The sequence below is a fragment of the Serratia sp. DFXYC6 genome, from assembly GCF_057196085.1.
Map to the genome: position 1 here is coordinate 1513866 of NZ_JBXUNV010000001.1, position 20906 is coordinate 1534771.

The following is a 20906-nucleotide window of genomic DNA, read 5'->3' on the forward strand; positions in this document are numbered from 1 at the left end:
TATGTATCGTTTTTGCACCCGATTGCAATTTGCTGTGCAACCGGGTGCAAAACGTAAAGAGTTTGTGATCGTCCGCGCTATTTTTACCTTCCCCCTGTTGACCAAATTTTATCCATGGCCGACATTCACGGTGGCATTCAGAGACTCATCGCCGTTTTTTCTTCTGATTTGCACCCGGTTGCAAAAACGCTGTTTTTACATAACACCTCTCTTCTCAACAGGATACCGTAATGAAAAAAACCAGACTGCTGTTGATGTTAACCTGCTCGCTGTTTGTCGTGACCGCTCAGGCCAAGAGCTATCAGGTCGGCGTGGCGCTGGCCAATTTCGATCTCAACTTCGTCTCCATCCTGCGCAGCCAAATGGCGCGAGAACTGGCTGCGCAACAGCTGCAAGGCCAGTTCGTCGATGCCAAAGGCGATGTCGCCCTGCAGGTGCAGCAGGTAGACGATCTGATTAATCAGGGCGTGGACGCCATTATCCTCAACCCGGTTGATACGCAAGGCGTCCAGCCGATGATAGCGGCCGCCAAACGCGCCGCTATCCCCCTTATCTTCGTCAACCGTAAACCCGAAGTGCCGCTGAGCGGCGCGACGGCCTACGTCGGCTCCGATTCGGTGCTCAGCGGCCGCCTGCAGATGGAGGCCCTGGCGAAAAAAATGAATTACCGCGGCAACGTGGCGATCCTGATGGGCGCCCTCTCCAACGAAGAAACCCGTGAACGCACCCGCGCGGTGGAAGCGGTGATCGCCAAACACAAAGACCTGAAGGTGGTAGAGAAACAGACCGCCAAATGGCAGCGCAATGAAGCGGTCGACGTGGTCTCCGGCTGGTTGCTGAACGGCGTACCGATCGATGCGATCGCCGCCAACAACGATGAGATGGCCATCGGCGCGATCATGGCGCTGAAGCAGGCCAAAAAGAACGGCGTACTGGTTGCCGGTATCGACGGCACGCCCGACGGCCTGCAATTTATCAAAAATGGCGACCTGGCGGTGACCATTTTCCAGGATGCCAAAGCCCAGGCGATCGGCGCGGTGCAAGTGACCCGAGCGATGTTGGATCGCGCCAAAACCGAGTATTACAACTGGGTGCCTTATGCCACCGTGACGCGAGAAAACTACCCGCAATTTGCACAGATGAACCAGAAATAAACCGTTGCCACTCTCTTTTAAACCCGTTTTGCACCCGAGTGCAATACCACAATATCAGGAGTCAGCATGTTAAATGGTGAAAGAAGCATCCCTCGCCCGCTGCGTTGGGCGATGATCGGCGGCGGCCGCCTCAGCCAGGTGGGCTACAAGCATCGTTCCGGCGCACTGCGCGACAATACCGCCTATCGGCTGGTTGCCGGCGCTTTTGATATCGACGCGGCGCGCGGACGTGAGTTTGGCGTCAATCTCGGTGTGCCCGCCGAACGCTGCTATGACGACTATCAACAGCTGCTGGAGCAAGAAGCTAACCGCGAAGATGGCGTTGAGGTGGTGACCATCGCCACCCCCAACGGCACCCACTATGAAATTACGCGCGCCGCGCTGAGTGCCGGCCTGCATGTCATCTGTGAAAAGCCGCTGTTCTTTACCACGGCGGAGGCAAGAGAAATCAAGGCGCTGGCGGCGGAGAAAGGCCTGATCGTCGGCGTAACCTACGGCTTCTCCGGCCATCCGCTGCTGATGCAGATGCGCGCCATGATCGCGAACGGCGACATCGGCGAAATACGCATGGTCGAATTGCAGTACACCCATGGCTTCAACGCCAATGAAAGCGCGGACACGTTCGAGGCGCAAAAGTGGCGCGTCGATCCGAAAATCGCCGGCCCCTCCTTTGTGCTGGGCGACATCTCTACCCACACCTTCTACATCTCACAGCTGGTCATGCCCGACATGAAAATTGCCTCCCTGCTGTGCGATCGCCAGAGCTTTATCCGTTCCCGCGCCCCGCTGGAAGACAATGCCATGGTGCTGATGCACTACGAAAACGGCGCCGTCGGGCGCATGTGGGCCTCCGCCATCAACGCGGGCGCGATGGACAGCCAAAGCATCCGCGTGGTGGGCTCACGCGCCAGCCTGCAATGGAGTGATTCCACACCCGGCGAATTACGCTATGAGATCCAGGGGCGGCCCAGCCAGACGCTGCACCACGGCATGCCCTATCTGGACGACAGCGCCCTGGCGGAAGAGCGGCTCGGCGCGCTGCATACCGAAGGGCTGGCCGAATCCTGGGCCAATATTTACCTCAAGTTCGCCATCGCCATCAGCGCCAGTCAGCGCGGCGATCTACAGACGCTGGCCGCGCTGATCTATCCGGATATCGATGCCGGATTGGAAGGCGTGCGCTGGATTGAAAACTGCGTTCGTTCCGCCGACAACGGCGCCACCTGGGTTAATTACCAATAAGGAAAGCACCATGAAACTTTCGTTCTGTACCGACAGCCTGGGCCATTTACCCTTCGAGCCGATGCTGGATCGGCTGCTGGAGCTGGGGGTGCGCGGTGTGGAGATGACCACCGGCGGTTGGTCCCCGGCGCCCCATCTGGATACCGAGGAACTGCTGGCCAACCCCGCCAAACGCCGGCAGCTGCAGGAAGCGCTGGCCAGCCGCGGCATGGAGATCGCCGCGCTCAATGTCTCCGGCAATCCGCTCGATCCGGGCGAGCTGGGGCAGCGTCATCTGCGCCAAACCGACAATACGCTGGAGCTGGCCGGCCTGCTGGGGGTGAAGAAGATCGTGATGATGAGCGGCCTGCCGCCGGCCAGCCCGCATGACACCATCCCCAACTGGATCACCTATACCGTCAGCTGGCCGCCTACGGTGAAAAACTGTCTGGACTATCAATGGAATGAGGTGGCGATCCCCTATTGGCAGGCGCTGGTCGCCCGAGCCAAAGCGTGCGGCGTCGAGCGCTTTGCGCTGGAAAACTTCAGCGCCATGCTGGTGTGGAACCCGGAAACGCTGTTCCGGCTGCGCGAGGCCGTTGGCCCAATGGTGGGCTTGAACCTCGATCCCAGCCACTTGATCTGGATGGGCGCGGATCCCATCGCGGTGGCCCGCGCCCTCGGCCCCGCCATTCACCATGTACACGGCAAGGACGTGCGCCTGGAACGCGGCGTCGTCGAGATCAACGGGCTGCTGGAGACCAAACCGATCGACGAGGTAGCTGGCCGGGCCTGGAACTATGTCGCCGTCGGCTGCGGCCGGGATCTGCAGTGGTGGAAGGAATTCTTCTCGGTGGTGCGCATGATGGGTTACAACGACTGGGTGTCGCTGGAAATGGAAGACTTGACCATGTCGGTCGATGCCGGCATCGACTCTTCCGTTCAGGCGCTGCAGCAGACGATCAGCCGGTAACACCGGGCGCAGCGGTTGCGTTCGCTGCGCTTTCTATCGTTACAATCTCTGTTCTGATATTCAACATGCCCCTTTTCAAAGGGGCTATGATTAAATTATCACGGTATTTTTGTTATCAAATGAAACTAACTTTTCTCATGTAAAACATGTACCTATTACAAGGAATAAATAATACAATATCCTCCCTGTTTAATGTATAAGTAACAACCAATCAGAGCAATAATGAAACTAATTGACATCGACTCAGCCAACCACTCCGATAAGAATAGTGTACGTGGTGAACAACAAGATGAATTATTAATGAATGCCAATAACTTATATCATTCAATGCGAATTACCATTGACGCAAGATTCCAGGCAGGTAAACGATTAGAATCATTGAACACATATACATTTATAACATCTATAATTATTTCCCTTGCATTGATTTTTTTGCCACTAATTCAATTTTCTGATATAAAATTACACTATAGCAACAACGTGTTAAGTACGTTGCAGATATTCTTTGCTGTCGCAATCCTTGTATACTCAGTTCTCATTTCAACCGCGAAATACTCCATTAGAGCGAAAGAAATGACAGTCTGTGCTGATTTAGTGAAAGATCTCTCCAGAGAACTTAAGGACATTATCGCCCTTAGCCAGAGAGATGGTGAAAACATCACGAAGAATGTACTAAACGATTACAACAAAAGATATCGTGAATGCCTGAGAAACAGCGAAAACCATAGCGATCAGGATTACCATTTCGTTAAAAACACAATATAAATGAAAGACTTAGAGAAAACGGACATCAACTGGTTTAGAAAAAACATTTGGCATAGAATTATTCGCTTCTGGTTAAAAATGACAGTATCAATGCAGTACATATTCCCTTCTTTTCTGACCATATTTGTATTTGTGGTTATTTCCGATGTATTAGGATACACAAAAATAATACAGCCTTTTCTACTAAAATAATTTGTTGCCGTAATGATTAATCGGCAAGTTTTATGCGTTCAAGACTTGCCAACCAAACTCTGCGAACCTTTCCCCTTACAACATCCACTCGATCGGCAGCCAGCCGGCCACGGAGAGAACGATGCGTTTTACCCAGCCGGCGCCGGGTTCTTGCTGGTGCACCTCGGTGTGGCCGTCTTCGAAGGCTTCGTTCCACACCATTTTACCCTTGGGCGTCAATGTCGGCCGATAGGCAGCGTACTCGAGCGGGCCATCAAACAGTTGGCGGGTGTCGGCCGCCAGCGTCGGGCTGTCGATCAAAAAGCCCATTTCGCAGTTCAGGTGCGCCGAGCGTGGATCGAAATTGAACGAACCAATAAACACCCGCTTATCGTCGATGGCGAAGGTTTTCGCGTGCAGCGCCGCGCCGGACAGCCCCAGCGGTTTGAGCTCCTTGCGCCCCGTCGGTTGGCCGGCGCGCAATTTCAGCTCGAACAGCTCGACGCCCGCCTTCAGCAGCTCACGCCGGTATTTGGCGTAACCGGCATGGACCACCAGCACGTCGGTGGTGTTCATCGCGTTGGTCAGCACACGGATGGATTTCCCCTGTTTGGCAAGCGATTCAAAAAAGCTCGCCCCTTCCCGGCCCGGCACGAAATAGGCGGAGACCAGCTCCAACTGCTGGTTGACGCCGCCGATGATCTTGCTGAGCTGCGTCACCATCAAACGATCGCGCGACGCTTTGCCCAATCCCTTCGCCGGATCGTCGGCCACCAGCTCGACCTGGGTGAATTCCGGCTGCACGGCACCATCGCGAAAGCGCACCGCACTGGTTTCCAGCTGCACCGCCAGTTTGCGAGCCCGGTCACTGCTTTCGGTCGCGGTGGCCTGCGTCAGGAAAGCAGAAAGATTGCCTTTGCCTCGGATAATTTGCTCAACGCCAAACACCGAAGCACTGTTCCAGTAGCGATCGAAGACCTCGGCGGTTTCCGCCACCACGTTACCGACGCTCAACACGTCGAGATCGAGGAAATAGTTTTCGTCGCCGACCTGGAAATACTCGTCGCCGATGTTGCGGCCACCGATGATCGCCACAGCGCCATCGACGATATAAGACTTGTTATGCATGCGCCGGTTCATGCGCATAAAGTCAAAGGCGTAGCCGGCCAACTTCGGCGTGCGCACGGTTGATGGGTTGAACAGACGGATCTCGACGTTTTCCTGGGCGTTCAGCGCCGCCAGGGTCTCGTCCATGGCGACGCCGTTATCGTCCAAGAGCAGCCGCACGCGCACGCCGCGCTGGGCGGCGTCATACAGGGTTTTCAGCAGGATCTGCCCGGAGGTATCGTTATGCCAGATGTAATACTGGGCGTCGATCGACCTTTCCGCCATTCGCGCCAGCGCCAGGCGGCTGGCGAATGCATCGTGCCCGCTGACCAGCGGCACCACGCCGCTCAGGCCGGGATGCGCCACCATCAGTTCGGCGGCTCGCGCCGGCAATAGCGCGGCAGGATCCGCCGGCAACGCCGCCTGCGGCAGACGCTGCGAAATATCCGGCAAACGAAAGAGGACTCTTGCCGCAATAATGGCGACCGTCACGGCGAGAATCAGATACACGACAATTTTTATCACGGGACGCGGCCTCGGAGGTTGACTGCTTTGCTTTATACGTCATTAGGTTGCTTCAATCTATAGGAGAAGCGCGCTATGCCATAAGGCTATAGCGTAAAGCGCGAAGGCGAAACGCCAAACAGTTTTTTGAACGCCACCGAATAGGCACTGTGACTCTCGTAACCGCTTTCGAAGGCGGCGTGGATGATCGAGTTGCCGGCCAGCAGCAGCGGAATGGACGACAGCAGCCGCAGGCGTTGTTTCCACTGGCCGAAGGTGATGCCGGTTTGTTGGCTGAAATGGCGTTGAAAGGTCTTTACGCTGATCGACAGTGAATCGGCCCAGGCCTCAATACCGCGTTCGTCGGCCGGCGTGATGACCAACTGCCGGCAAATTTCGGCCATTCTCGCCTCTACCGGCCAAGGCAGATGCAGCGCCAGCTGCGGCTGCAGGCTCAGCTCCTCCAGGAACAACGCTCTGAGCAGCGCATTGCGTTTGGTCTCCGCCCCTTCAGGCGCCAGCGTCGCCAGCTGGGCGATCAGTTCTCGCAACAGCGGTGAAACCTGTAATACGCCGTCGCGCAGCGGCAAACGCGCGGCGGTGATTTCATCGACCAAAATCCCGTAAACGCAGATGTTGCTCTGCATGACGATCTGATGTTCTACCCCCGGCCGCAACCAAACCGCGGTGGTGGGCGGCACGATCCAGCGACCGCTGCTCGCCTCGACCGCCATAACGCCCTGTTGCGAATAGAGCAAATGACAGCGTTTATGCGAGTGGTAAGGAATGACGAAGCCCGCCGGATAGTGTTTCACCAGCCCCGTCACCTCGAACGAGGAGTTTTCGTGGCTGCTGAGGTCAATGCGTTTCGTTTCGGCGTTGTCGACTTCGAATCCCATGATCGTTTGTCCCTTTTGATAACGCGAATGTCTTTTATTTGATAGAGGGAGCGCATGATCCTCCATATAGTGACGTTCTCGCAAGCCACACCAGGGGCCTTATGCGAAGAAACTCACTATTTACACCAAAATTTCATCGTTCTGCGTAAAACGGAGGCGATGACGTTGCGCATGCGCTGCGCGACGGCGGCTCGTTGCGGGGGCGACGCGGCCGAAAGTGATGGAGAGGGAAAGCGCGGTGGCATAATCAGGAGGTGTACGCATCAATCAGCAGGTAGCTCGGCCTGGGGGACGGCTTACTGCTGAAGGGATAGGGAGAGCGCCTAGGCTCTCCTCCATCCAACGTTGTTATCTCATTAACGGGCCAACTCGGCGCCGTCCAGCTCGGAAATCGCCAGACAAATCACCTCCGTGATGGCCTGTACCGTATAAGCGGTATTGGCAGGAATGATCAACATCTCATGGGGTTGCAACGTCTGATCGTCAACCTTCAGTTCACCGCTCAGCACCATCAGTTTCACCCAGCCCGGATGAAAACGCGCCGGTTGCCGGCTGCCCGCATCCAGCTTCAGCAACGCCGTATGGCCAGGCGTCTCCCGTTTCAAAATGTGAAAGTGTACCCCATCGTAAGGCATGTTTTCGTAATGCAGTGACGCCAGTGTTCTCTTATGCATGGTAAGTGTCCTCGTGACCGGTGAGTAGCTGCTCCGCCTTCGGTCGCCGTAGAAACGATTGGCGGCTGTCCCTACCGAAAGCACAGGCTCGCAGCCTCTTGGCGAACGGATTAACTGTCGTACTTGCAGCGGCCCGATCGACCGCCGTTTCATGCCTAACCTGCCTCAGGCATGCTAATAAATATATAAGAGCCTCGCCGACGGCGCAAAAAACCGCTGCAACGTTGAGCGCATTACGGTGTGAATCCATAGTCGGAAAGATTATCCAGCAGCCCAATCAGTGAATCGCGCCGGGCGGTAGCCGCGAGGAATGGCGGGATTAACGCCGTGCAGCAGCTCGTCGCTGACCAGCCGCCCCAAAGTCGGAGCGCACATCACGGCCGGATGCATCACCGCCACATAGAGACAGGTGGCGCCCAGCGGCCCGAGGATGGGATAAGCGTCGCGCGGCCTGGGGCGCAGCCCCACCGAACACGTCTGCAGCTGCAATGGCGCCGAGCCGTGCAGGCGGTTTTGAATCGCCGATTGCGCGTCCTCTTCCACGCGTTTGACATTGCCGCCAGCGGGATAATCCTCCGCCGCGAGCAGATCGCCATTTTGCGCATGACGCACTTCAATGTCGTCGCCCGCAATCAGCGTGTTCACCGCCTGCGCCGCCGCGTGATAGCGCAACAAAATTGCCGGCGACGCCTCGATCGGCAACGAGAATTCGCTGCCGTCCAGCAGCGCCGAGATCCCCGTACCGCAGGCGAGCACGACCCGTTCGGCGGCGATCGCGCCCTCATCGGTAACGATGCCGGTTATCTGCCCACCGGCTTCGCGCAGAAATCCGCTGACCGCACGTCCCAGAAGCAACTCGCCGCCCAACGCGCCTACCCGTTCGAGCAGCCGCTGTGTCACCTCTTGCGGATCGACCGCGCCATCGCGCGCCGCAAAATAGGCCTGGCTATCGGGCCGCCCGAGCGCCGGCTCCAGCGCCATCACCTCGGCTAAGGACAGACGCCGATTGTCGGGGTTTTGCGTAGCCGGTGCCTGACCATAGCTGAGCGCGCCGGACCAATTCACCCACAATTCCGGGATCTCCTGCGTCAGGCGCATCCAGTCAGCCACGATCTCGCGTCGCAGAAACGCATCGGGAGCGCCCTCTGGCACGCCTTCGCTGATCCAGCCGAACGAGCTGCCTGTGGCCCCCGCCGCAGGATACGCCTGCTCAACGACGATAACGCGCTGCCCCTGACGCGCAAGATGATAGGCGATCGATGCCCCGACAATCCCGGCGCCCACGATAACAATGCGTGATGATGTTCCATTCATTTAATGATGCCCGTGCCTCATTTCAAATGTTGTCGCCAAAGCAGCCATGCCGCCAGACAGGCTACCCCGCCGCCGCAGGCCAGCACGGCGTAAGACGCGCCCCAACTGTGGGTGGTATCCATCACCACGCCAAAGGATAACGGGGCGAACGAACCAATACCGAACCCCAGCAACGATCGCCAGCCCATCACGCTGCCCAGCTGTTGCGGCGGCACGTTGTCCGCCATCGCAGCCGACAGCACGCCGGAGTCGCCGAGGATGAAGAAACTGCCGATGCTGACGAGCAGCAGCGTCCAGCCCGGCCCCCAGTCCGCCGACCACCCCATCAACAGCGAACCCAATGCGCCGGCGGCGCCCATAAACATCAGCACCGACGCGCGATTGAAATAGTCCGAAACGGTGCCGACAATCAATGTAGCCACCATGCCGGCCAGGTGGATCACCGCCGCGACGATCAATCCGGCGCTGAGCGGATCCAGAGAGAAGCCGCTCAACGCCTCGCTGACCAGGCTGGGCGCCCAGGACCAGTTGCCGAGCAGCTCCCAGCTGTGGGCGATATACCCGATCAGCAACAGCAGGGTCGCGTAGGTGATAGCATAGCTTTCACGTTTCGTCTTCCTCCCCAGCGTGCGCGGTTGCGGTTCCCGATAACCGACCAGGGCCAACGATCCCGCCAGCGCTCCCAGTAACGCACCGGCGGCACACAGCGAAAACGCCACGCCGGCGCCCCAGCGCGTGGCGCTCCAACCGGCGATGAAAACCGACAGAAAATACCCCAGCGAACTGGCCGCCAGCACCATGCCGATGGCATAACCGCGCCGCGCCGGACCGTTCATCCCCATCGCCAACAGCAGCGCCGGCGTATAAGCCCCGCCCTGCGTCAAACCGACGAAGGCCATCAACATCAACGCGCCGAGATAAGAATGGGCAAATACGGCGAACAGCATCAACGCAGCGGCGCCCAGCCAGGAGAACAGCAGATAAACCCGGCGGGCGCCCAACGAATCACACCACCAGGAGGCCACCAGCAGCGCCAGGGCGTTGGTCAGGCTGAACACCGTCTGCACCGTGCCGGCCGAAGCGGCGTCGAGCTGCCACTCGCTCCTGATGGTCGGCAGCGCGCCAGCGAACATCATGGTGCCCAGGCAGAGGCCTGCCCGGCTTACGCAAAGCAGAAAGAAAGCTCGCATCTCAGCGCCGCCTCACTGTCCATCGATGGGTGAGGATGACTCGACTAACACGGATAACTGACGGGACGAAACTTAACATGGCGCACTCGGCAACGCGGGAAGGATGCGCCATAATAGTGAGCAAAATCAACGGCTGACAAACGATCTTTCGTCCCTCATTTGGTTGAGCTAAACTCAACCTATGAAAAAAGTTCACTCCCTGCCACACCTGTCCGCATTCGAAGCCGCCGCCCGTCTTGGCAGCTTCAGCGCCGCTGCGGATGAGCTGTTTCTCACCACCGGCGCGGTCAGCCGCCATATTCGCAGCCTGGAAGAACAGCTGGGGATCACGCTGTTTTATCGCGCGCACAAGTCCGTGCGGCTGACGCCGGCCGGTGAGAATTTTTCGCGCACCGCGTCTCGGGTGATAAGCGAATTGTTTGCAGCGGAAAGCGCGCTGAAAGCGAGCGCCGGCCGGCAGCGGCTGGTAGTGCACAGCCTGCCGACGTTTACCATGCACTGGCTGATGCCAAAGCTGGCGGCATTCAATGAGATACATCCGGGGATCGCGGTTGATATCACCACCAGCACCGGCGCCGTCGATCGCAATACGCCGTTTGACGTGGCGATCCGGCGCGATCCCGCGCACTTCTCCGGGCTGAAGGCGATCCCTTTCCTGCAGGAAGACAGCTTGCTGGTCTGCAGCCAGAGCTATTTGCGCGCCATGCCGGTCAGTGCGCCGGACAAGCTTGGCGAGCATACCGCCATCCGCATTCGCGCCCGGGAAGATTTATGGCACAGCTGGCTGAATACCTACCCGACGGCGCTGGACGCCTCACCGCCGCCGCTCACGCTCGACCATACCTTCGCCGCCATTCAGGCGGCCGAAGACGGCCTGGGGCTGGCCGTCGTACCTTACCTGTTCTGCGCCAAACATCTGTCGTCCGGTCGGCTGGTGTCGCCTTTCCCGGCGTTGACTATCCGAACCGGCGTTTACTCCCTGCTGCTGCGCGATCGGGACGATGAGGTCGTGAGAAAATTCGCCGCCTGGCTGCAGACGTTCCAGGCCTAAGCGCCGTATTGGAAGCGCACCGCGTTAACGGTATTCTCAGGCGTGGAGCGTCAGCCCTTTTATCGCCTTATCCACCGCTTTCTTCGGCCCGCGCAGCGCCAGGCCGACCAAGTCCAGGTTGTCCGCGTTTTCAGCGAGAAAAACCTGCCGGTTGGCTTCATCGTGCCCGGTCGAGAACATGGCGTGCACATAGGGGATCAGCGTCAATTCCCGTTCCAGCCCTTTACGATGCGCATTTTGCAGGCCCGGCAGATCCGCGGCGAAAATCAGCATCGGCTGCCCGGAAATGCCGCCGTAGCGTCTGCCTTCCGCATCCACGTAACATTCGCCGATGATCTCCGGGGCCGCAGCGGCGATCCCCGTCGCCAGAAAGGCCACCACGTTCAGCCGCTGCCAGGTTTGCAGATCGTCACGCACGATAAACGCTATCTTGGTATCAAACATGTTTCGCTTTACTCCGTTGTGCTCTTAAAAGCGCATCATCGGCGATGAGCGAGTCAGCGGTATAGAACGTTTGTGCACTGGCGTTGATAGGCCGCCGGCGATAAACGGTAGGCGCGCCGGAACCAGCGGCCCAAATGACTCTGGTCGGCAAAGCCGACCTGCATGGCGACCTGCGCCGGCTCTTCCCCCTGCGCCAGTAACAGTCGCGCGGCACGCAGCCTCAGCCGGATCAGGTAAGCATGTGGCGACTGGCCGAAAGCGCGGGTGAATTGGCGAGTCAGACGGAAACGATCCAGGCCGCACTGAAGCGCAAGTTCCTCCAGACTGGGATTATCCGCCATGTGCTCATGCAAGTAGTCCCGTAAACGATTCATCTCAATCAAAGCGTCATCGCTTTGGGACGTTGGCATGACGCGTATATGCCGCGCCAAAAGCGTCAGCAGTTGGTCCAGGCTTTGATCGCGCGCCAGCCGGCCTTCCCTCTGATGCAACGCAAAAAAAGCCTGTTGTATCGCGGTCGCCAGCATCGGATCGTCGGTCAACGTGCTGTGGAAGGCGCCTTCCAGCACTGAGGCGTCCCCCAATCCGCGGCGCTGCATCGCGTCGGAGACCCAGCGCTGCGGCAGATAAAGCATCGCATAGGTAAACCCTTCGGCCTGCGGCGCATGGCCATCGTGCACCGCGCCCGGCTCGATCAGCATGGCGCGCCCCGGTCGGCTGGTATGCAGCGAGCGGTGGCAATTGAAACGCTGCAAGCCCTGCTGCGTGACGCCCACCAGCATTTCATCATGATCGTGAGGATCGTAGGCATGCCCCTGAAAGTGGGCGTTGACGCTCTCGATACCGGTTTCGTCATCGCGCCGCAGTTCGAGCCAGTCGGTATGTTGATGATTTGACGCCATGCAATAAATCCGGAGTTCTGCTCACAGGAAAAGAAAAAACAGCTTACCCTGAGACCGCCACCGTTGCACGCTCACAGCTCGCAGATGGCATAAGTGCCCTTTCCGGCCGATTTCGCCTGATACATTGCGCCGTCGGCGCGGGTCAGCAGCATCTCCTCCGTCACATCGCCGCATGGGGAAATGGCCGCGCCGATGCTGGCGGAAAGCCGTACCTTCTGCGGCCCGATCTGCGTAATTTTGGCCAGTTGCGCCAACACGTTTTCGCAAAATTCGCTGACTTCGCGCCGCGGATCCGTCAACGGCCACAGGATCACCGTGAACTCGTCACCGGCCAGGCGCGAGACGCTGTGGTGCTCGCCGGCGCAGGCGCTGAGCAATGTGGCGAATGTCTTCAAGATCGCGTCGCCGAAGTCATGACCATAGCTGTCGTTAAGGGTTTTGAACCCGTCGAGATCGATAAACAACAGCGCCATCTGCCGCTGATGGCAACAGGCCTGCAGCGTGCCCGACAACCGGCGCAGAAACGCGCGGCGATTGGTCAATCCGGTCAGCATGTCGTGGGTTGCGTCATATTCCAGCCGCTGCTGCAGCCGCTTCAACTCGGTAATGTCCATCGACAGAATGTAAAACCCCTGCGCTTCACACGGCACCAGCGTGGTGTGGATCATCAGCAACCCCTTCTGGGTCTGGAGCTCATTCTCGAAACTCACCATTTCGCCCGCGAGGGCCCGTTCGATCATCGGTTTTGCTATCCGATAAACGCTTTCCCCCATGAAATCGCGCACCGTCATTTCTCTGAGACTGGACTCCTCCAGCCCGAACCAGGTTTTGTAGGCGCTGTTGGCGAACAGGTAGCGTTCATTGCCGTCGATCTGGCTGATTAAGGCCGGCATGTTGTCGGTAATGGCGCGCAAACGCTCCTTCTCCGCACTGAGCTGACATTCGGCGAGCACCCGGGTTTCAATCTCTTCGTTGAGTTTCTTGACGACCACGTTCAGCTCTCGCGTGCGGATTTCGACGCGTTGTTCCAGCTCGTGTTGCAGAGCGAACAGATCGGCCTCCGCCGCCTTGCGCTCGCTGATATCGACGATAACCGAGATGAAATGGTCCGGCTTGCCGTTAGGCAGCCGGTTTAACGCCACCGTCAGCTGCACCCAGATGATCGAGCCGTCGGCGCGGAAATAACGTTTCTCCAGCGAGTAAGTGCTGATCTCGTTTCTCAGCAGCTGCTGCAGTTTTTCCAGATCGGTGTTGAGATCGAGCGGATAGGTAATGTCCTGAAAGGTGCGATCCATCAGCTCGCGCTCGGAATAGCGCAACATTTCGCAGATGCGCGGATTGACCCGCAGCCAATACCCCTGCAGCGACACCAGCGCCATCCCTACCGCCGCCTGGGCGAAGGTCTGTTCGAACAGGGCTTCCGAGCGTTGCAGATTGGACTTCAGGTTTTCGGTATAGACGTGGCGTTCAATGCTCTGCAAATACTCCTCCACCACGGCAGCGAAATCGTGCAGGTCAGCCAGTTGTTCCGGGGAAAACGGCTGCGGCTGGCTGTCGATAATGCACAGGGTACCGAGCGGCAACCCGTCGAGCGACAGCAGTGGCTGCCCGACGTAAAAACCGATCCGCGGCCCGCCAATCACCAGCGGATTATCGAAAAAGCGCGGGTCTTTGGCGGTATCGGGCACCACCAGCGCTTCGCGTTGCAAGATAGCATGGCCGCAAAACGAGATATTGCGCGGCGTTTCCCGGGCATCCAGACCGTAACGCGATAAAAACCATTGGCGATCCCGGTCGATCAGCGACACCAGCGCGATGGTCACGCCGAAGTATTTCGCCGCCAACCGCGTGATGCGATCCAGTTTTTCCACCGAGTTTGAATCCAGCACGTTCAGCGAATGCAATACCGACAGGCGTTCGGCTTCGTTTTCGGGGAAGCAGGGTTCGAGCATGTTGTCTCCCATTGTGTCACCGACGGACCCGGCATAGCCACGTGAGTCCGTTCAGCGTTTCCGTCGATTAGCGGCAAATATCCTTGTCCATCATAGACTCACTCAGTATCAATCCGATTGCGCATTCTCGCCAGCTTTGCCAGGCGTTGCGTTTGTCACCGCGCTGCGCTACAGTCGTTCACAAGGTGATGGTGTTCCACCTTTCCCAACCGCCGCGTTCGCTCGAACCGGATGATGACGCCTGATATACAACTTCGCTTTATTTTTTAGGCAGGTATGTCAGGAGTCGCTATGAATGAAATCTCACGCTTTACCCCTTTTCCACTCCAGCCCGATGCCGACGCGCGGGAAATGCCGCTTTACGTTTTCGGCCATAAAAATCCCGACAGCGACAGCATCTGCAGCGCGCTGGTGGTCGCGGACTGGCTCAATCACCTTGGCAAACCGGCCGTCGCTTTCCGCCTTGGCGAACTGACGCCGGAAACCCGCTACATACTGGCCGCCGCCGGCGTACAAGCGCCTGCGCTGCTGACAGAAGATCTCCGTGACCGTAAAGTCTGGCTGGTCGATTTTACCGACGTCGAACAAGGGCCGGCCTCATTGCCCGACAGCGATGTGGTCGGCGTTATCGACCATCACCGGCTGGGCACGTTAGTCACTCGCAACCCGCCCGATGTCTGGGTTCGCGCCGTCGGCTGTTGCGCCACCGTGATCCTGCAGATCCTGGCGGCGGAAAGGCCGATGCCGCTTTCTTCCGCCCAGGCCACGCTGCTGCTGGGCGCCATTTTGAGCGATACCGTCGCGCTGAGCGCGCCGACCGCCACCGAACAGGATCGGCTGGCGGTCTCGCGGTTGCGCGCAATTGCTCATGTCGACTATGACGCCTTCACCGCCGGGCTGCTCGCCGCCAAAACCGATCTCTCGGGGCAATCCGCCGCGCAGTTGCTGCACCGCGACGCCAAGAATTACCGCATCCATAGCGTCTCGCTGCTGCTGTCGCAGATAGAAGTGCGGACCATGAGCGACATCGATCCGCTGTTGCCCGCACTGCAACAGGCGCTTGAACACGCGAAGCAGGAAGCCGGGCTGGAGATGGCCGCGCTATTGGTCACCGATATCACCTGCCGTCGCTCCACCCTGTATTTCTCGCCGAACCAGGTGCTCGACATTCGTCAGGTGTCTCTGCCCGGCATGACGAGCCGGAAAAAAGAGGTTTTACCGTGGTTAACCCGCCAGATCGCTAACGCAGGGAGATAAGTCATGCCGCTCTACCAACATGCTTTACTGCTGGTGCAGGATGAACGCGACGGCCGGCTGCTGTTGCATCATGCCGAACGCCTCAATCAGCAGATGAATACGCGCATCACCGTAGCGCACATCAGCGCCGACTATGCCGAGCTGGACTACCTCAGCGATTCGCTGACCAAAGATCGCCAGTCCAGCGAGGTGATCGCCGCCAAGGCCATGCTCAGCCGTCTGGTGGAGGACTGCTCAATCCCCCTGGAGGTGCGCGCAATTGTCAGTATCCATCGCTTCAAAGACGTCGAAGCCCTGATTGCCCGCGAAGGCGTCGATCTGTTGCTGTTAGGCCATCAGAACCGTCCGTTCGGCGTCTTTTCCTCCTTCGGCTTCGAGTTCATTAACCATTTGTCCATCGACGTGCTGATAAAGCATGTGCCAACTCCCTAGAATGAGGTGACTACCCATGAGCTATGAGATTGAAAACGTAACCGCCAGAGAAATCCTGGATTCGCGCGGCAACCCGACCGTCGAAGTCGAAATGAGCGCGGCGGGCGTCGTGGCACGGGCTTCGGTCCCCTCCGGCGCCAGCACCGGGTCGCGCGAGGCGGTGGAGCACCGCGACGGCGATCCGCACCGTTTCGGCGGCAAAGGCGTATTGGAGGCGGTGCACAGCGTCAAAACGGCGATCAATGAGGCGCTGCGCGGGGTGGATGTGCGCCAACAACAGGAGATTGACCGCCGGCTGATCGCGCTGGACGGCAGCGAGAACAAGAGTCGATTGGGGGCCAACGCCCTGCTCGGCGTTTCTCTGGCCACCGCCCGCCTCGCGGCGCAATTGTCTCAGTTGCCGCTGTATCGTTATCTGGGCGGCATCGGCGCCAACCTGCTGCCGGTGCCCTGCATGAATATCATCAACGGCGGCGTGCACGCCCGTTGGCAAGGGGCGGACTTTCAGGAGTTTATGATAGCCCCTCTGGGCGCGCCGTCGCTGCGCGAGGCCGTGCGCTGGGGCAGTGAAGTCTATCAGGCGCTGCGCCAAATCCTGTTGGAACAAGGCCTGTCGGTCGGCGTCGGCGACGAAGGCGGTTTCGCGCCGGCGGTCGCCTCAAACCGCCAGCCGCTGGAGCTGATCGTGCAGGCGATAGAGAAAGCCGGCTACCGACCGGGAGAAGATATCGCTATCTGCATGGATCCGGCCTCGAGTGAATTCTACGCCGACGGCAAATACCGCCTGCGCAGCGAGAACCTCGAGTTGGACGCAACCCAGATGACGGCCTATTACCAGCGGCTGGTACAGGATTTCCCCATTGTGCTGATTGAAGATGGCTTGGCTGAGGACGACTGGGCCGGCTGGCGTATTCTGAGCGACGCCCTGGGCGACCAGGTGGAGCTGGTCGGCGACGATCTGTTCGTCACCAACGTGAAATACATCCAGCGCGGGATTGATGAACGGTTGGCTAATGCCGCGCTGATCAAGCTGAACCAGATCGGCACGCTGAGCGAAACCTTCGCCGCCGTGCAGCTTTGCCAGGCAAACGGCTGGGGCGCCTTTATCTCGCACCGCAGCGGCGAAACCGTCGACAGCTTTATCGCCGATATGACGGTTGCGATGCGAGCCGGCCATGTGAAAACCGGCGCACCGTGCCGCGGCGAGCGCATCGAAAAATACAATCAGCTGATGCGCATTGAGGACCAATTGGGCACCGCGGCGGTATATGCCGGGCGCTCCGCCTTTAAACGCCGCTAATCTTTGCAGGCCGGCCACGCACCGGCCAACTTTTCATTTTTGACCTGGCATAACCCCGCCACGCCGGATCCCAGCAAGGTAAGTCGGGTCGCCAGCAATGCTTCTCGCTGCTCATTCAACGTGACCAACATCCGCTCGATTTCCGCCAGACGGGTCTCGACGCCCTGTATCAACCCATCCTCATAAGCGCTGCCCTGCAGCGCCAGCACGCGTTGGATCGCCTGCAGCGAAAAGCCCAGATTCTGGCCAATTTGGATCAGATGCAGCCGTTCCAGCGCGCTTTCGCTATACACCCGATAACCGTTGACGCCGCGCACCGCTTTGGGCAGCAGCCCCTGCTGCTCGTAGTAGCGTATCGCCGAGGCGGCCACGCCGGCCCGTTCCGCCAATTCTCCGATCTTCATGCCCTATTGACCTTAAAGTTAACTTTAAACCTAGTATAGCGCCATTCCCCCTGCGACAGGAGCGCAAACCCGATGTTTACCCCACTGACACTGCCCAACGGCAGCCGCCTGACCAACCGTTTGGCCAAAGCCGCGTTGGAAGAAAATTTGGCCGATGAAGGCCAACTGCCCGGCCCCGCGCTATGGCGCTTGTATCGCCACTGGGGTATCGGCGGCGCCGGTCTTATCATCACCGGCAACGTGATGATCGACGGCCGCGCCATGACCGGCCCCGGCGGCGTGGTGCTGGAACAGGATACGCCGCTCGCCTCGTTCGAAACCTGGGCCAAGGCCGCGCGCCAGGAAGGCGCGCAGGTTTGGATGCAGCTCAGCCACCCGGGCCGCCAGGTAATGGCCGACATGGGTGGCAACGCCTGGGCGCCCTCCGCCATTCCGATGGCCATGGGTAAGTACAGTAAAGCGTTCGCGCAGCCGGAAGCCATGAGCGAAGCGCAGATTGCCGAGGTGATCGCCCGCTTTGCCGCCAGCGCGCACGCCGCCGAACGGGCCGGGTTTACCGGCGTGCAGATCCACGCGGCGCATGGCTACCTGATCTCTCAGTTTTTGTCGCCGTTGGCCAACCAGCGCAGCGATCGTTGGGGGGGCGAACTGGCAAATCGCGCCCGCCTGCTGCTGGAGGTGGTGCGCGCGGTGCGCAAGCGGGTCTCGCCAGGTTTTTGCGTGGCGGTAAAGCTCAATTCCGCCGATTTTCAGCGCGGCGGCTTTTCGCCGGACGAAGCCCGGCAGGTGTTGCTGATGCTCAACGAACTGCCGGTCGATCTGGTGGAGTTATCGGGCGGGAGCTATGAAAGCCCGGCGATGCAGGGCGAAACGGCAGACGACAGTACCCTGGCGCGTGAAGCCTATTTCCTGACCTTTGCCCGCGATCTCGCCGCAGTAGCCCGCATGCCGGTGATGACCACCGGCGGCATCACCCGCCCGACGGTGGCGCAACGGGTGCTGAACAGCGGCGTCGCGGTGGTCGGCATCGCCACCGCCATGGCGGAAATTCCCGATCTGCCGCGCCGTTGGCAAACCGGCGAAGCCCCTCATGCGCTGCCCGCGCCGGTAAAATGGCGCGACAAAACGCTGACGCTGCTCGCCCGCATGGCGCTGATCAAGCGCCGCATGCACGCTCTGAGCCGCAATCGGACGCGCAACGTGCGTTACTCCCCGCTGTGGTCGCTGCTCATCGATCGGTGGCGCACCCGCCGCACTCTGCGGCGCTATCATGCCTGGTTACGGCAACGTTAATGACCGCGGCGCCGGCAGACATGCCGGCACCGCACAAAAATCCCGCTGTTTTGATCGCGCTACGTAAAATCTGCAAGAAATCACCACTCTGGATACTGCGCTTTTAACGCTCGACCGCTTATATTCATCACAAATTTTGTGTATATAACCGCTATAGGACTTAAGGTGGTGAATAGATGAAAATAAGCCGCTATTTTCTATTTATGTTATTAATCGGAAATTCACCTTAATAATAAATGCATTAAAGAAGCAGCCAAAGGAAAGCAGAAAAGGATTTTTACGCAATGTTAAAGAAATGTTGTTTTCTGCCGGCAAAACCAACGGTCAACAAATCAACAACATATTGATGAGCCTAAGAAAAAACTAAACAATTCAAAACAAAATCGGCTATTGAGTCCCAGGCGAAAAAGCCATATATTGGTCGCGCTTTTCACAAGGCAGTTACTTTTCTAATTCATTAATTCAATCGTTGCGTCTTGAGACCTTCGGTTGTAGGAGAGATATGATGACGGATAAAGTCCGTATTGATACTTTAGTTGCAAACTCATTAAACGGAAACAATGAAACCTATTTGGCGCGTCAAGCCGAATTTGAGTCGAATGTTAGGAGTTATCCGCGCAAATTGCCGTTGGCAATTGCGAAAGCCCAGGGCGTTTGGATCACTGATGTTGAGAATAATCAATATCTTGATTGCCTGGCCGGGGCGGGAACGTTGGCTCTTGGACATAATCACCCCGACGTCCTGCAAAGCATCCAAAATGTCATTACCAGCGGCTTGCCGTTACATACTCTCGATCTCACGACCCCGTTGAAAGATCGTTTCTCCGATTACCTGCTCTCTCTGTTGCCTGGCGAAGGCAAAGAGTATTGCCTGCAGTTCTGCGGCCCGTCCGGCGCCGATGCGGTGGAAGCCGCGCTGAAGCTGGCGAAAAAGCACACCGGCCGTTCCGGCGTGATCAGCTTCTCCGGCGGCTACCACGGCATGACCCACGGCGCGCTGTCGGTCACCGGCAACCTGTCGCCGAAGGCGGCGATCAACGGCATGATGCCGGAAGTGCAGTTCATGCCTTATCCGCATGAATACCGCTGCCCGCTGGGCATCGGCGGTGAAGCCGGCGTCAAGGCGCTGACCTACTACTTCGACAACCTGATCAACGACGTGGAAAGCGGCGTGCGTAAACCGGCTGCGGTGATCCTGGAAGCCGTTCAGGGCGAAGGCGGGGTTAACCCGGCGCCGGCCGAGTGGCTGCAGCGCATCCGCAAAGTGACCCAGGAACACGGCATTCTGCTGATCATCGACGAAGTTCAGGCCGGTTTCGCCCGTACGGGCAAGCTGTTCGCCTTCGAACACGCGGGCATCGAGCCGGACATCATCGTGATGTCGAAAGCGGTCGGCGGCGGCTTGCCGCTCGCGGTGCTGGGCATCAAAAAAGAGTTCGACGCCTGGGAACCGGGCCACCACACCGGCACCTTCCGCGGCAACCAGCTGGCGATGGCCACCGGCCTGACCACCCTGCAGTACCTGAAAGAGCATAAGGTCGCCGACAAAGTGGCCGCTCAGGGCGAGTGGCTGAAAGGTAAGCTGGCCGAGCTGCAGAAACGTTATCCGGTGATCGGCCACGTCCGCGGTCTGGGCCTGATGATCGGCATCGAGATCGTCAAGCCGAACGAAGCGCAGGATCACATGGGCTGCTACCCGGCCGATGGCGAGCTGTCCGCGCTGCTGCAGAAGAAATGCTTCGAATCCGGTCTGATCCTGGAGCGCGGTGGGCGCAACGGCTGCGTGCTGCGTCTGCTGCCTTCGCTGCTGATCACCAACGATGAGCTGGGTATTTTCCTGGATAAATTTGAGCAGGCGCTGTTGGCCGCCGGCGTCAAGCCAGTCTGATTGGAGCGAAT

General features: G+C 58.6%; 19 protein-coding genes and 1 riboswitch. Of the genes, 10 read left to right on the forward strand and 9 right to left on the reverse strand.

Annotated features, from left to right (window positions below; translation table 11 throughout):
* The first annotated feature begins 230 nt into the window (after nucleotides 1-230).
* From AC2CGQ_RS07325 to AC2CGQ_RS07340, 4 genes are all read left to right on the forward strand, one after another.
* Complete coding sequence (locus tag AC2CGQ_RS07325) at nucleotides 231-1154, forward strand: substrate-binding domain-containing protein (RefSeq protein WP_166445116.1); 924 nt, start codon at nucleotides 231-233, stop codon at nucleotides 1152-1154.
* A 66-nt stretch (nucleotides 1155-1220) separates the two neighbouring features.
* Nucleotides 1221-2396: a Gfo/Idh/MocA family protein gene (locus tag AC2CGQ_RS07330; RefSeq protein ID WP_277496892.1), complete on the forward strand. Its 1176-nt coding sequence runs from the start codon at nucleotides 1221-1223 to the stop codon at nucleotides 2394-2396.
* A 10-nt stretch (nucleotides 2397-2406) separates the two neighbouring features.
* Complete coding sequence (locus AC2CGQ_RS07335) at nucleotides 2407-3348, forward strand: sugar phosphate isomerase/epimerase family protein (RefSeq protein ID WP_015377886.1); 942 nt, start codon at nucleotides 2407-2409, stop codon at nucleotides 3346-3348.
* A gap of 222 nt (nucleotides 3349-3570) precedes the next feature.
* Nucleotides 3571-4113, forward strand: a complete 543-nt coding sequence (locus AC2CGQ_RS07340) for an SLATT domain-containing protein (RefSeq protein ID WP_484593541.1) — start codon at nucleotides 3571-3573, stop codon at nucleotides 4111-4113.
* Between the two features lie 267 nt (nucleotides 4114-4380).
* On the opposite strand, the gene AC2CGQ_RS07345 is transcribed toward AC2CGQ_RS07340, so the two are convergent.
* The 5 genes from AC2CGQ_RS07345 to AC2CGQ_RS07365 form a co-directional block, all read right to left on the reverse strand.
* A complete protein-coding gene (locus AC2CGQ_RS07345) occupies nucleotides 4381-5916 on the reverse strand; it encodes a phospholipase D family protein (RefSeq protein WP_166445113.1) in 1536 nt (511 codons plus the stop codon).
* Between the two features lie 86 nt (nucleotides 5917-6002).
* Nucleotides 6003-6794 (reverse strand): AraC family transcriptional regulator, encoded by a 792-nt coding sequence (locus tag AC2CGQ_RS07350; RefSeq protein ID WP_004937878.1) that lies wholly within the window; start codon nucleotides 6792-6794, stop codon nucleotides 6003-6005.
* Nucleotides 6795-7150: 356 nt separating this feature from the next.
* The gene (locus AC2CGQ_RS07355) at nucleotides 7151-7468 is read right to left on the reverse strand and encodes a cupin domain-containing protein (RefSeq protein ID WP_015377878.1); all 318 of its coding nucleotides are present in this window, start codon (nucleotides 7466-7468) and stop codon (nucleotides 7151-7153) included.
* Nucleotides 7469-7729: 261 nt separating this feature from the next.
* Nucleotides 7730-8782, reverse strand: coding sequence for an NAD(P)/FAD-dependent oxidoreductase (locus AC2CGQ_RS07360; RefSeq protein ID WP_172574721.1), 1053 nt, complete (start codon nucleotides 8780-8782; stop codon nucleotides 7730-7732).
* Nucleotides 8783-8799: 17 nt separating this feature from the next.
* Complete coding sequence (locus tag AC2CGQ_RS07365) at nucleotides 8800-9972, reverse strand: MFS transporter (protein WP_254071073.1); 1173 nt, start codon at nucleotides 9970-9972, stop codon at nucleotides 8800-8802.
* 181 nt (nucleotides 9973-10153) lie between these two features.
* On the opposite strand from AC2CGQ_RS07365, the gene AC2CGQ_RS07370 reads away from it, so the two are divergent.
* Nucleotides 10154-11023 (forward strand): LysR substrate-binding domain-containing protein, encoded by an 870-nt coding sequence (locus AC2CGQ_RS07370; RefSeq protein WP_172574720.1) that lies wholly within the window; start codon nucleotides 10154-10156, stop codon nucleotides 11021-11023.
* A gap of 36 nt (nucleotides 11024-11059) precedes the next feature.
* On the opposite strand, the gene AC2CGQ_RS07375 is transcribed toward AC2CGQ_RS07370, so the two are convergent.
* From AC2CGQ_RS07375 to AC2CGQ_RS07385, 3 genes are all read right to left on the reverse strand, one after another.
* Entirely contained in the window at nucleotides 11060-11467 is a 408-nt protein-coding gene (locus tag AC2CGQ_RS07375) for a DUF2000 domain-containing protein (RefSeq protein WP_049241007.1), read from the reverse strand.
* 53 nt (nucleotides 11468-11520) lie between these two features.
* The gene (locus AC2CGQ_RS07380; protein WP_088381578.1) at nucleotides 11521-12369 is read right to left on the reverse strand and encodes an AraC family transcriptional regulator; all 849 of its coding nucleotides are present in this window, start codon (nucleotides 12367-12369) and stop codon (nucleotides 11521-11523) included.
* Between the two features lie 71 nt (nucleotides 12370-12440).
* Nucleotides 12441-14321, reverse strand: a complete 1881-nt coding sequence (locus AC2CGQ_RS07385; protein WP_015377872.1) for a diguanylate cyclase domain-containing protein — start codon at nucleotides 14319-14321, stop codon at nucleotides 12441-12443.
* Nucleotides 14322-14496: 175 nt separating this feature from the next.
* A riboswitch (Fluoride riboswitch) is annotated at nucleotides 14497-14572 on the forward strand.
* A gap of 40 nt (nucleotides 14573-14612) precedes the next feature.
* On the opposite strand from AC2CGQ_RS07385, the gene AC2CGQ_RS07390 reads away from it, so the two are divergent.
* Genes AC2CGQ_RS07390 through eno form a run of 3 tightly spaced genes read left to right on the forward strand, consistent with a single transcriptional unit; the run spans nucleotide 14613 to nucleotide 17310 of the window.
* The gene (locus tag AC2CGQ_RS07390; RefSeq protein WP_442519370.1) at nucleotides 14613-15578 is read left to right on the forward strand and encodes a DHHA2 domain-containing protein; all 966 of its coding nucleotides are present in this window, start codon (nucleotides 14613-14615) and stop codon (nucleotides 15576-15578) included.
* 3 nt (nucleotides 15579-15581) lie between these two features.
* Complete coding sequence (locus tag AC2CGQ_RS07395) at nucleotides 15582-16010, forward strand: adenine nucleotide alpha hydrolase family protein (RefSeq protein ID WP_004937850.1); 429 nt, start codon at nucleotides 15582-15584, stop codon at nucleotides 16008-16010.
* Between the two features lie 16 nt (nucleotides 16011-16026).
* Nucleotides 16027-17310, forward strand: a complete 1284-nt coding sequence (gene eno / locus AC2CGQ_RS07400) for a phosphopyruvate hydratase (RefSeq protein ID WP_380693943.1) — start codon at nucleotides 16027-16029, stop codon at nucleotides 17308-17310.
* On the opposite strand, the gene AC2CGQ_RS07405 is transcribed toward eno, so the two are convergent.
* The gene (locus AC2CGQ_RS07405) at nucleotides 17307-17714 is read right to left on the reverse strand and encodes a MerR family transcriptional regulator (protein WP_031299644.1); all 408 of its coding nucleotides are present in this window, start codon (nucleotides 17712-17714) and stop codon (nucleotides 17307-17309) included. The genes eno and AC2CGQ_RS07405 overlap by 4 nt on opposite strands.
* 72 nt (nucleotides 17715-17786) lie before the next feature.
* Between AC2CGQ_RS07405 and AC2CGQ_RS07410 the strand changes: the two genes are divergently transcribed.
* Together AC2CGQ_RS07410 and AC2CGQ_RS07415 are read left to right on the forward strand one after the other, a co-directional pair.
* Nucleotides 17787-19007: an NADH:flavin oxidoreductase/NADH oxidase family protein gene (locus AC2CGQ_RS07410; protein ID WP_015377869.1), complete on the forward strand. Its 1221-nt coding sequence runs from the start codon at nucleotides 17787-17789 to the stop codon at nucleotides 19005-19007.
* 505 nt (nucleotides 19008-19512) lie between these two features.
* Nucleotides 19513-20895, forward strand: a complete 1383-nt coding sequence (locus AC2CGQ_RS07415) for a diaminobutyrate--2-oxoglutarate transaminase (RefSeq protein WP_004937838.1) — start codon at nucleotides 19513-19515, stop codon at nucleotides 20893-20895.
* Nucleotides 20896-20906 lie beyond the last annotated feature (11 nt).

What these genes read in the sequence shown, in the direction of transcription:
- AC2CGQ_RS07385 (WP_015377872.1), bottom strand. Translation starts at nt 14,321, where the DNA reads ATGCTCGAACCCTGCTTCCCCGAAAACGAAGCCGAACGCCTGTCGGTA.
- AC2CGQ_RS07335 (WP_015377886.1), top strand. Translation starts at nt 2,407, where the DNA reads ATGAAACTTTCGTTCTGTACCGACAGCCTGGGCCATTTACCCTTCGAG.
- AC2CGQ_RS07410 (WP_015377869.1), top strand. Translation starts at nt 17,787, where the DNA reads ATGTTTACCCCACTGACACTGCCCAACGGCAGCCGCCTGACCAACCGT.
- AC2CGQ_RS07350 (WP_004937878.1), bottom strand. Translation starts at nt 6,794, where the DNA reads ATGGGATTCGAAGTCGACAACGCCGAAACGAAACGCATTGACCTCAGC.
- AC2CGQ_RS07355 (WP_015377878.1), bottom strand. Translation starts at nt 7,468, where the DNA reads ATGCATAAGAGAACACTGGCGTCACTGCATTACGAAAACATGCCTTAC.
- AC2CGQ_RS07390 (WP_442519370.1), top strand. Translation starts at nt 14,613, where the DNA reads ATGAATGAAATCTCACGCTTTACCCCTTTTCCACTCCAGCCCGATGCC.
- AC2CGQ_RS07375 (WP_049241007.1), bottom strand. Translation starts at nt 11,467, where the DNA reads ATGTTTGATACCAAGATAGCGTTTATCGTGCGTGACGATCTGCAAACC.
- AC2CGQ_RS07340 (WP_484593541.1), top strand. Translation starts at nt 3,571, where the DNA reads ATGAAACTAATTGACATCGACTCAGCCAACCACTCCGATAAGAATAGT.
- AC2CGQ_RS07360 (WP_172574721.1), bottom strand. Translation starts at nt 8,782, where the DNA reads ATGAATGGAACATCATCACGCATTGTTATCGTGGGCGCCGGGATTGTC.
- AC2CGQ_RS07380 (WP_088381578.1), bottom strand. Translation starts at nt 12,369, where the DNA reads ATGGCGTCAAATCATCAACATACCGACTGGCTCGAACTGCGGCGCGAT.
- AC2CGQ_RS07405 (WP_031299644.1), bottom strand. Translation starts at nt 17,714, where the DNA reads ATGAAGATCGGAGAATTGGCGGAACGGGCCGGCGTGGCCGCCTCGGCG.
- AC2CGQ_RS07325 (WP_166445116.1), top strand. Translation starts at nt 231, where the DNA reads ATGAAAAAAACCAGACTGCTGTTGATGTTAACCTGCTCGCTGTTTGTC.
- AC2CGQ_RS07395 (WP_004937850.1), top strand. Translation starts at nt 15,582, where the DNA reads ATGCCGCTCTACCAACATGCTTTACTGCTGGTGCAGGATGAACGCGAC.
- AC2CGQ_RS07365 (WP_254071073.1), bottom strand. Translation starts at nt 9,972, where the DNA reads ATGCGAGCTTTCTTTCTGCTTTGCGTAAGCCGGGCAGGCCTCTGCCTG.
- AC2CGQ_RS07330 (WP_277496892.1), top strand. Translation starts at nt 1,221, where the DNA reads ATGTTAAATGGTGAAAGAAGCATCCCTCGCCCGCTGCGTTGGGCGATG.
- eno (WP_380693943.1), top strand. Translation starts at nt 16,027, where the DNA reads ATGAGCTATGAGATTGAAAACGTAACCGCCAGAGAAATCCTGGATTCG.
- AC2CGQ_RS07370 (WP_172574720.1), top strand. Translation starts at nt 10,154, where the DNA reads ATGAAAAAAGTTCACTCCCTGCCACACCTGTCCGCATTCGAAGCCGCC.
- AC2CGQ_RS07415 (WP_004937838.1), top strand. Translation starts at nt 19,513, where the DNA reads ATGACGGATAAAGTCCGTATTGATACTTTAGTTGCAAACTCATTAAAC.